Source organism: secondary endosymbiont of Ctenarytaina eucalypti, from assembly GCF_000287335.1.
GTDB lineage: Bacteria > Pseudomonadota > Gammaproteobacteria > Enterobacterales > Enterobacteriaceae.
Genome location: NC_018419.1, coordinates 1430637 through 1441139 on the forward strand (window position 1 = coordinate 1430637; position 10503 = coordinate 1441139).

Here is a 10503-nt window from a genome sequence, read left to right on the forward strand (position 1 = left end):
TTCCATCTCAGGCGTGCTGCTTGCCCCAAAATATTTACTTAAAGATCTTACATTTCAAAGATCAATCAGTTCAATGAGACGATCGTATAACATCTATTTATTCGACAAACTCTCAACATGTAAAAATAATCTGAACAGATTAGGCATAAATCGATCAAGGAGCTGAAAAAATTTAATTAAACATCCTGCAATGTTATTTAAACATCCGAACATAACTAAGAGGCCGTGAGCGCTAAAAAAATTAGCCATGAGACCATGAGCGACCCTGTCGGGCTAAAAGACTGTCAGAAAGAAAGAGAATAGGCCCTTCTTGTGAGGTGGGCGTGCTAAAATCTGTCGAGCAGAGCTAGCTATATTTTTAGATATGCTGATGATGTTATCTCTCAGACAAACCCTAAAATTTACACGAAATGTGTTGAACTAATCAAAATGTTAGGTAATTATTACCTCAGCTGAAGACATTCATTGTAACCAGTGATTTCTATAAGAAAAAAACTTACAGTTACTAGTTGCTCCAGTCACAAAAAGACCTTCAAGAAGCCCAGTGCTCTGAAGGTATGGACGCATGAGATAGACATAATTGCATGGCAAAAGACAACTGCAATTAAATAGCTTCGCCAATTTCAGGCCTACGCCGATAGAAAGAGCCCTAGGGTGCTGATAATGAACCGGGGACTTGTTATTGTGATGATGGCGTTACAAGATAGCGTTTCGATTAAGATTCTTGGAGTATTTTTTTGAGCATCACGTAAGTAACGGCTGTGAATAATCAGCACAAACAGGTCAAAAGGTGCTGTAATTCGCCGTTTTTTGCTTGATAGCATAGACCTTGAAGTGTTGGATCAAGGAGAATAGATAGTCCGACAGCATGGTCTTGACAAACATAACCTATGACGTAAGCGTTATCTGGTATTAAATAATGTGACAGATAAAAGTCTCTGTCCCGATTTATCGAACAGAAAGACGATGACTGCACCGGCTCTAGTAAATTTTTTATAAAGAGAACCTACCGAAAAGTTCGGACAGTGTCAGTTAACGCGGTTTGTAATACACCTGAGGGTCATGATGCTCTGCGGAGGCTTAAAAGCAAGCTTCTTGTTCGATAGAAGAAAAGTTTTTAATATTAGATAACTTTATTGCATAAGCGTAATATCACTGTTTTACTTCACCATCTGAACGGTAGATATAGTATGTAGAAGACAGAGAGCAGTTTATCATAGGCGCTCACTAACTGATACTGCTAGGTTCGAGCTTGCAACACTTCTGGATGGTTATCTTAGACTGCGCAACGAAGATGCAGGCGTAAACGAGAAGATGCCATGATAGCTAAAGCGCTTCAGCGGATTACGCCGTGAGCAACGTCGTAACACCATTCGAATCGGATAACAAGAATACTTCTTGACTAAGTCATCAATACTGTCATTGATTCAATCAATGCAGCTCCGGGCGTCGAAAGCGTTATTTCTAGGAGACGATCATGTCATACAGTAGCGAACATGATAGCTATGCACCCCATATGGCTCTGGTGCCGATGGTAGTGGAACAAACTGCACGCGGAGAGCGTGCGTACGATATCTTTTCTCGCCTGCTGAAAGAACGGATTATCTTCATGACTGGTCAGGTAGAAGACCATATGGCGAATCTGATAGTCGCGCAGATGATGTTTTTAGAAGCGGAAAATCCGGGAAAAGATATCCACCTGTACATTAACTCACCCGGAGGCGTCATTACCGCTGGTATGTCTATATATGACACCATGCAATTTATCAGACCCAATGTCAGCACGGTCTGCATGGGTCAAGCTGCCTCCATGGGCGCCTTCTTGCTGGCCGCTGGCGCCAAAGGAAAACGTTTTTGCCTGCATAATTCGCGGATCATGATTCATCAGCCTCTGGGGGGCTTTCAAGGCCAGGCTACTGATATTGAGATTCACGCCCAGGAAATACTGAAGGTGAAGGTACGGATGAATGAATTGATGGCGAAACATACGGGCCAGCCTCTTGCAGTAATAGAGAGGGACACTGAACGTGATCGTTTCCTATCTGCGCCTGAGGCGGTAGAGTATGGATTAGTAGATTCAGTATTGATCCAGCGCGCATAGTTATTTCATCGCGCGAACAGATAGCGCTATAGTTCATGCAGTGCATTGTGCGGAAGCGCCTGCACTGCCGGCTACCAGTGTAGAGTTAAGACGTCGCGTTCCCGAGAGAATTTTCCTGCGGGACAAAAGACGAAAGAAATAGGTTTATTGATGACAGATAAGCTCAAAAACGGTTCAAGAAAGCTGCTGTATTGCTCTTTCTGCGGTAAATGCCAGCATGAGGTGCGGAAGTTGATTGCCGGGCCGTCGGTATATATCTGCGATGAATGTGTTGATTTATGCAAGGAGATTATCCGTGAAGAGATCATTAAGCTGCCACCGCATAGTACATGCGGTGCACTACCGACGCCCCATGAAATCCGTTACCACTTAGATGATTATGTCATCGGTCAAGAAAAAGCCAAAAAAGTGCTTGCGGTGGCAGTCTATAATCACTACAAGCGTTTACGCAATAGTGATATTAATAACGGCATTGAACTCGGAAAAAGCAACATTTTACTGATTGGGCCTACCGGGAGCGGTAAAACTTTACTAGCGGAAACATTAGCACGCTTTCTAGATGTGCCTTTCTCTATGGCTGATGCCACTACTTTAACTGAAGCTGGGTATGTGGGTGAAGATGTGGAAAATATCATCCAAAAATTGTTACAAAGATGCGATTACGATGTAAAAAAAGCCCAGCGCGGAATTGTATATATTGATGAAATAGACAAAATTTCTCGTAAATCGGAAAACCCATCCATTACCCGCGATGTTTCCGGTGAAGGTGTACAGCAGGCGCTGCTAAAACTTATAGAAGGCACGGTGGCCTCGGTGCCGCCGCAGGGCGGGCGAAAGCATCCCCAGCAGGAATTCTTAAAAGTAGATACTTCAAAAATTCTGTTTATCTGCGGCGGCGCTTTCGCCGGCCTAGATAAGGTAATCGAGCAGCGCACTGAAACGAACCTCGGGATAGGTTTTAGTGCCACTATTAAAGATAGTACGGAGCCAGTCTCCGAATGTGAACTACTTGTGCAAGTGGAGCCGGAAGATTTAATTAAGTTTGGTCTGATTCCGGAATTCATAGGCAGGTTACCCGTCGTAGCAACGCTAAATGAATTAAGTGAAACAGCGCTGATCCGGATTTTACGTGAGCCAAAGAATGCACTGACCAAACAGTATCAGACTTTATTTAACCTGGAAGGCGTCGAGCTTGAATTCCGCGAAGAAGCGCTCACCGCCATCGCGAAAAAAGCTATGATGCGAAAGACAGGTGCTCGAGGACTGCGCTCTATCGTAGAGGGCGTGCTGTTGGAAACAATGTACGAACTACCGTCCCAAGACGGCGTAGAAAAAGTAGTTATCGATGCAGCCGTCATCTCAGGTCACTCAGAGCCTTTACTGATCTATAGTACGGAAGAAGTACAGCAGGATTCCTCCGGAAAGCAAAATGAGTGTCGTATTGGGGCTCATACGGCGATAGAGCGCGTCTAGGAAAACAATCTCATACCCCCCTGCTTTTCATGACCGACTGCTGTTGAATGTTAGCGATTCGACCCCATATACTCATATAGCTAATTTTTAAAACTGGCACAAGCCGAGATTTGCGCATTCCAAAAACCCTGCGGAAGCTAAACTAAGAGAGAGCTCTATGAATGCTCAGCGTTCCGAACGCATAGAAATCCCCGTATTGCCTCTTCGTGATGTGGTGGTCTATCCGCACATGGTCATCCCCCTGTTTGTTGGTCGGGAAAAATCAATTCGGTGTCTTGAAGCAGCCATGGATAGTGATAAAAAAATCATGTTAGTGGCTCAAAAAGAAGCGTCAACCGACGAGCCCGCTCTTAAAGATCTTTTTTCAGTCGGAACGGTTTCTTCTATTCTGCAAATGCTTAAACTGCCTGACGGCACAGTTAAAGTTCTGGTAGAAGGGTTGACCCGAGCTCGCATCAAGGAGCTTGCTGACAGCGGTGATCATTTCACCGCCGAGGCGGACTATTTTGACGCACACGAACTAGACGAGCCTGAGCAGGAAGTGCTGGTTCGCACAGCTATCAATCAGTTTGAAGGGTATATTAAGTTAAACAAGAAAATTCCGCCCGAAGTCCTGACCTCACTAAATAGTATCGATGATGCCGCCCGTCTAGCTGACACCATTGCCGCCCATATGCCTCTGAAGCTGGCTGAGAAGCAGTCGGTACTAGAAATGACCGATGTTACCGACCGTCTGGAGTATCTGATGACAATGATGGAGTCGGAAGTCGACCGTTTGCAGGTGGAGAAACGTATTCGGAATCGAGTCAAAAAGCAAATGGAAAAGAGTCAGCGTGAGTACTATCTCAATGAGCAGATGAAGGCGATTCATAAAGAATTAGGGGAGATAGAGGATGCGCCGGATGAAAATGAAGCGCTGAAACATAAGATAGAGGCTGCTAAAATGCCGCCAGAAGCTCGACAAAAGACCGAAGCGGAACTGCAGAAATTAAAAATGATGTCACCGATGTCTGCCGAGGCGACAGTGGTGCGCGGCTACATTGACTGGATGCTGTCCGTGCCTTGGCATGCGCGTAGCAAAGTAAAAAAAGATTTGGTCAAAGCGCAAGAGATGCTCGATAAAGATCATTATGGACTTGGGCGCGTCAAAGATCGCATTCTAGAATATTTAGCAGTACAGAGCCGGGTCAGTAAAATTAAAGGACCGATCCTATGCCTGGTAGGTCCGCCGGGAGTAGGGAAGACCTCGCTCGGTAAATCTATCGCCACAGCCACTGGCCGTGAGTATGTGCGTATGGCACTAGGAGGCGTGCGTGATGAGGCAGAAATCCGAGGCCACCGTCGTACTTATATAGGTTCGATGCCCGGGAAGCTTATTCAAAAAATGTCAAAAGTCGGAGTGAAAAACCCTCTTTTTTTGCTCGACGAAATAGACAAAATGTCTTCGGACATGCGGGGCGATCCCGCATCCGCATTACTTGAGGTACTAGATCCCGAGCAGAATGTGGCTTTCAATGATCATTATTTAGAAGTAGACTATGATCTTTCCGACGTCATGTTTGTCGCCACCTCTAATTCAGTGAATATCCCAGCACCACTGCTTGACCGTATGGAAGTCATACGCCTCTCAGGTTACACTGAAGACGAGAAAATGAACATCGCTCGGCAGTATCTTTTACCTAAGCAGATTGAACGCAATGCTTTGAAGAAAAATGAATTAACGGTGGAAGATAGCACATTGATTGGAATGATTCGCTATTATACCCGTGAAGCTGGGGTGCGAAATCTGGAGCGGGAAATTTCTAAATTATGCCGTAAGGCGGTGAAAACTCTGCTTATGGATAAGAGTGTTAAAAACATTACTATTAGCGTTGATAACTTGAAGGATTTCCTTGGCGTTCAACGCTTCGATTACGGTCGCGCCGAAAGTGAAAACCGCATCGGTCAGGTAACTGGTTTGGCATGGACTGAGGTCGGAGGTGATCTGCTAACTATCGAGACCGCATGCGTGCCTGGAAAGGGTAAGATCACCTATACGGGCTCCTTAGGTGAGGTGATGAAGGAGTCGATTCAAGCTGCGCTGACCGTGGCACGTGCACGCGCAGATAAACTAGCAATCAACCACGATTTCTATGAAAATCGTGATATACATGTACATGTCCCGGAAGGAGCCACCCCAAAAGATGGTCCGAGTGCCGGAATCGCTATGTGTACTGCGCTAGTGTCTTGCCTGACTGGTAATCCCGTTAAGTCGAACATCGCGATGACTGGTGAAATTACTCTGCGAGGCCAGGTATTACCTATCGGTGGCCTAAAAGAAAAACTGTTAGCGGCACGCCGAGGTGGGATAAAAATTGTCCTAATCCCCTTTGAGAACATGCGAGATTTAGAAGACATGCCTGCCAATTTAATATATGATCTTCATATTCATCCCGTGCAGCGTATCGATGAAGTATTAACTCTTGCGTTGCAGAATGCCCCATTCGGTCTAGAAGAAGTGATGAAAGCAGAAAAGGAAGGGGAAGGGGCAACGAATCTGTATTGATAAAAAGGAATATTATATATCCCTCTCTGAGTTAGCAGAGAGAATTTTGTTTTTCTTAAAGAGCATTGAGCATAAAATATCAGTCTTAGTGATATGGAGATCCAAAAGCAGTAACGAACATGCATCACCAGTTTTAAAAATTTTTTAGAAAAAACCAAAAAATTGTATAAACATCATCAGCATGATAGTTCAAAATGTTTTTGGTAATATTTTTTAAAAATATAGGGTTTTAGAGAATTAGATATAGTAATTCCTTTCATTGTAATAAATCGTCTCTAATAGCAAAGCGAAATCTTATTAATATCGCTTATCACTGATAAGTAGGGCTCTTCTCGAATTAATAAAAAAACTCATCGAAAAGTGCAGGTATCGTCGGATTATGAAGCTAAGCATATAAAACGTTTTTCTGATGATATACAGCTGCATGGTATAGCAGCATCTGCCCCGCTGCATATTATTAGCGTCATTTCAGGATAGACAATCAGCTTCTGAGTGATAGTCGATCATGGCTGAAAGAAGCGGTAAGTAGGTACTCACTGAAGCTCTCTGGCAGCTGTAACCCCTTCATATTTTGGTTCAAAATCTCACTAAATGCTTAGTAGAGTCCTTATGACTATGATGCGCAGATAGAAGAAACGAATATCATGTACTTATATGGTTCACAACCAGATGATACTGTTAAGAACACTGAATATAGAATGTTTGCATTCTGTCGTAATAATTAATTTAATTTCTATGCGTTTAGCAATATACATGACCATGTTAATGTAGTTTAGCACTAACCGGGTTGAATCGATTCATAGCCGAAATAGACGTCGAACATTTTCAAGTACAACATCAATGGGTCATCTTAAGCGACTGATATTCAATTATTCTCAATTATAACTGAGGTAAATAAAAATCTGTCATTATCATAATTTATTTTTAATAGTAACAATCAGAAATGAACCCTGATCAGCTTTATCGTCTCACTGTGTATAATACCGCACGCTTTGACGTCCCATCTCCCTCGCGCGGTCATCGATGTTTAGGACTGCTTCCAGGCTCTCGGGTTCAGAGAAACTGCACTGTTCTAGAACCCGTCTATTTACGGCTGCAATATCAATAAAGCGAATATCGCCCCGTAAAAACGCTGCCACCGCGATTTCATTGGCGGCATTAAGCGTAGTGGTCGCTGCTTGGCCGCACTTACTTGCTTCCACTGCCAGCTGTAGGCAGGGATAACGGGTGACGTCTGGCTGCTCGAAGCTCAACGGACCGATATGTAGAAAATCCAATGAAGCGGCGCCGGATTGCATGCGCTTAGGATAGGACATAGCATGCGCTATTGGCGTACGCATATCTGGCGATCCCAATTGCGCTAGTACACTGCCGTCAGTATAGCGTACCATGGAATGTATAATAGACTGCGGATGTAACAGTACTTCTATTTGTTCGGCCCTAGCATTAAATAACCAACGCGCTTCAATGTATTCTAATCCTTTGTTCATCATAGTAGCTGAATCTACTGATATTTTACGTCCCATCGACCAGTTTGGATGAGCATAAGCCTGCTCAGGGGTCATCAATGCTAGCTCGGTTAACGATGTCTGGCGAAATGGTCCTCCAGAGCCCGTCAAAATAATACCAGATACGCCATACTCCCTGAGTGAGGCATAACCTAAGGTACGCTGAAGTGGTTCAGGTAAGCTCTGAAAAATCGCATTATGTTCGCTATCAACGGGCAGCAATAAGGCGTTATGGCGATGCGCCTCCTTCATGAAAAGACACCCGCAGGCTACCAAAGACTCTTTGTTGGCCAGCAATACCCTCTTTCCCGCGCGCAGAGCAGCCAGCGTTGCCGATAGGCCTGCGACGCCGATAATCGCGGCCATGACCGTATCTACATCATCGAGCGCGGCCAACTCACAAGCGGCCTGTGATCCTGACAGTACTGTAGTGTCAACACGCACTGCATCGAGGTTATCCTTGAGCGCTCGCGACGCAGGCGCATCGGCCATGCAGGCGTAGTCGGGACGAAATATCAGGCACTGTTTTGTCATTAAGGAGACGTTGGTACCGGCCACTAGTGCGCGCACCGTGAATTGGTCGAAATTTTCCTTTACGACAGCCAACGTACTTACGCCAATAGAGCCAGTGCTTCCAAGAATCGTCAAATACCGCATGCGCTTATGTTTTCTGCTAGGTTAGAAGATGCAACAAAATCCTAGTGTGCAACGATAACGCTCCTTTGTCTATTACGAACACTTGTTGAAGAATGAGAGTTTGTTAAGATAGATGTGCTAGAAAGACTGTTTCGGCGCGATACGAACAGCATTCGGCACGCCGAATGGTCTCATTTAGTGAAGTAGTATTTTGACGACTTTCATACTGCTCGTTCAAACTGTGAACTAGAATTACGTAGATTCAGATGAGTATTTAGAGGTATGTCTTGATAAGAAACGCTGCTCTTCATCCAGTGAGGATCTATAAAAACATACCGCTTTAGTTCAGAAGCATGATAGACCTCTTCCCAAAGCATGATGACTAATCATATGGCTACACTGATGCTAAGGGACTGGTCCTAACATTGCATTCCATGTCGCAGCGGGGTCAGAGGCTTAATGTTTTTAATCAATACGAACCATGCAAGTAGCGGGTATCGTAGGATCTAAAATAATATATTTCTTTTATTATTCAATTGGTTTTCGTGATCACCTCCGATAAAACTTGTACATTAATGATACTATCATTTAATCAATCGGCATAGATTATTTAATGCGAGGAGGCAGGATTAAGCACTTCAAATATTGAGCTAATCATTTTCTGAATGCACTACATTATATTTTTAAGCCTTGTCTCTATGACAAGGAAAAACTTTAAAAGCACCGAATGGATTATGTACACTGAGCCCTTCAGGGATCACGATGCTATCAGCCTATAGAGTAACTAATTTAATTAGTGCATGCCACATCTGGGAAGAGAAAACTATTCTTAATAGCCTATTTGATTACTGTGCCCTGCAGATATGGCAATAACTACGATGCGGATCATTCAACGCCTCTGTTGATTCTTGTTCCAAGGGTGTTTACGAGGATTAGTTAATTGCACCTTTAAACTTATACTCTTTCTACTAAGATGCCGGAAAAGTTCTTTGCGCCAGTGGTTTTCAAATGAATATATTGAATGCTATCAGTTCCGTAGACTAATTGAGCCATAAAATTTAACAATCAAGAATATAGGCTTCATGGACGCGCTATTGACTCGAGATGAAACCTTGTTCTCATGCACAGCTCAGCAGTAAACAGAATATTTTTCCATTCAACAAGACCCAAGGAAGTGAGACACGAAAGTTAATAGCATCGTAAAAATGTTAATATGAAATGAAATTATTTTTATTCATTACTAGTAGTACCATCCTTTTAGTTTTTGATGTAGGAGCATGAGCAGTCTAGTGACATGGTTTCGAAAATACAGATCATGGCGTAAGCTACATCTAGGAATAGATAGCGTGACACATGAAATGATCTATGCCCATCTCTAGCACATTGGTTCTATAAACGCACAGGCCTTGCTACTATTGATGCGTCCAAACTACCGGAAGATTAAAGCAGCGCTAGCTAACAGCTTTTATGGTATAAGTGACCGTTATCACCATGCATGCAGATAGACAATCAAGCCAGTTATTCTGATGTGGCGAGAGTGCATAATTTTTAACTGCATGCATACTATAAACATAAGCACGCAGCTAAAAATCATGACCTACGCGGAAGTAATGATACTTCGCCTGAGCGCTAGGAGATACTTGGCAGTAGCTTACTAGTTGAATTCTGGCCCTTCCCCGTTTCAAAACACTGATATGTGATCGTCCACGGTTTAGCTGACTATGATGTGCTTATAGACATTCGAGGCGATGGAATAATGCCTTGGCGTTTCTACGGATGACGCTGTTAGAAACCAATACCATCATTGGTATTATGTAATAACAGCCCTTCTATTGGTTAATTTATTAAACACTCGATCATGATTTTACCAACCTTTTTTGAACCTACTTTAATCCTAGCAGGATCGCTGATCCGAGATCCCAACCGAAATATACAGGCATACATAATTTCGTCGATCGTAGAATTTACTTTCTATACAGCGATGAAAGAATCAGGAAAAGGCTAAAGCACCTAGTTTCCCTGCGGATAAAAAGGATGAAAACTGCGTAGAAGAGGAGGATCTACGGCGTACTTTGCGTTATGATCCTTGCTACCCTAAAGGGTATCGGGACCCGCTAAGATCCGGCGAGGTAAAAACCATTTAAGGCGGTTCGCAGGTTGCGCTATCGTAATCTGTGTCGATAAGATGACACTACAGTATAAAGTTTTGTTTTTTTGATCTTGTTCGATTGGAGTCCACC

Annotated in this window: 4 protein-coding genes; 3 read left to right on the forward strand and 1 reads right to left on the reverse strand. The window is 43.6% G+C overall.

Annotated features, from left to right (window positions below):
* The first annotated feature begins 1477 nt into the window (after positions 1-1477).
* The 3 genes from clpP (at position 1478) to lon (ending at position 6119) form a co-directional block, all read left to right on the forward strand.
* Positions 1478-2101 (forward strand): ATP-dependent Clp endopeptidase proteolytic subunit ClpP, encoded by a 624-nt coding sequence (gene clpP / locus A359_RS04100; RefSeq protein WP_014888621.1) that lies wholly within the window; start codon positions 1478-1480, stop codon positions 2099-2101.
* Positions 2102-2251: 150 nt separating this feature from the next.
* Positions 2252-3574, forward strand: a complete 1323-nt coding sequence (gene clpX, locus A359_RS04105) for an ATP-dependent protease ATP-binding subunit ClpX (RefSeq protein WP_014888622.1) — start codon at positions 2252-2254, stop codon at positions 3572-3574.
* 157 nt (positions 3575-3731) lie between these two features.
* Positions 3732-6119, forward strand: a complete 2388-nt coding sequence (lon, locus tag A359_RS04110) for an endopeptidase La (protein WP_014888623.1) — start codon at positions 3732-3734, stop codon at positions 6117-6119.
* Between the two features lie 968 nt (positions 6120-7087).
* Here lon and ispC read toward each other — a convergent pair.
* Entirely contained in the window at positions 7088-8284 is a 1197-nt protein-coding gene (gene ispC, locus A359_RS04115) for a 1-deoxy-D-xylulose-5-phosphate reductoisomerase (protein WP_014888624.1), read from the reverse strand.
* Positions 8285-10503: the final 2219 nt, after the last annotated feature.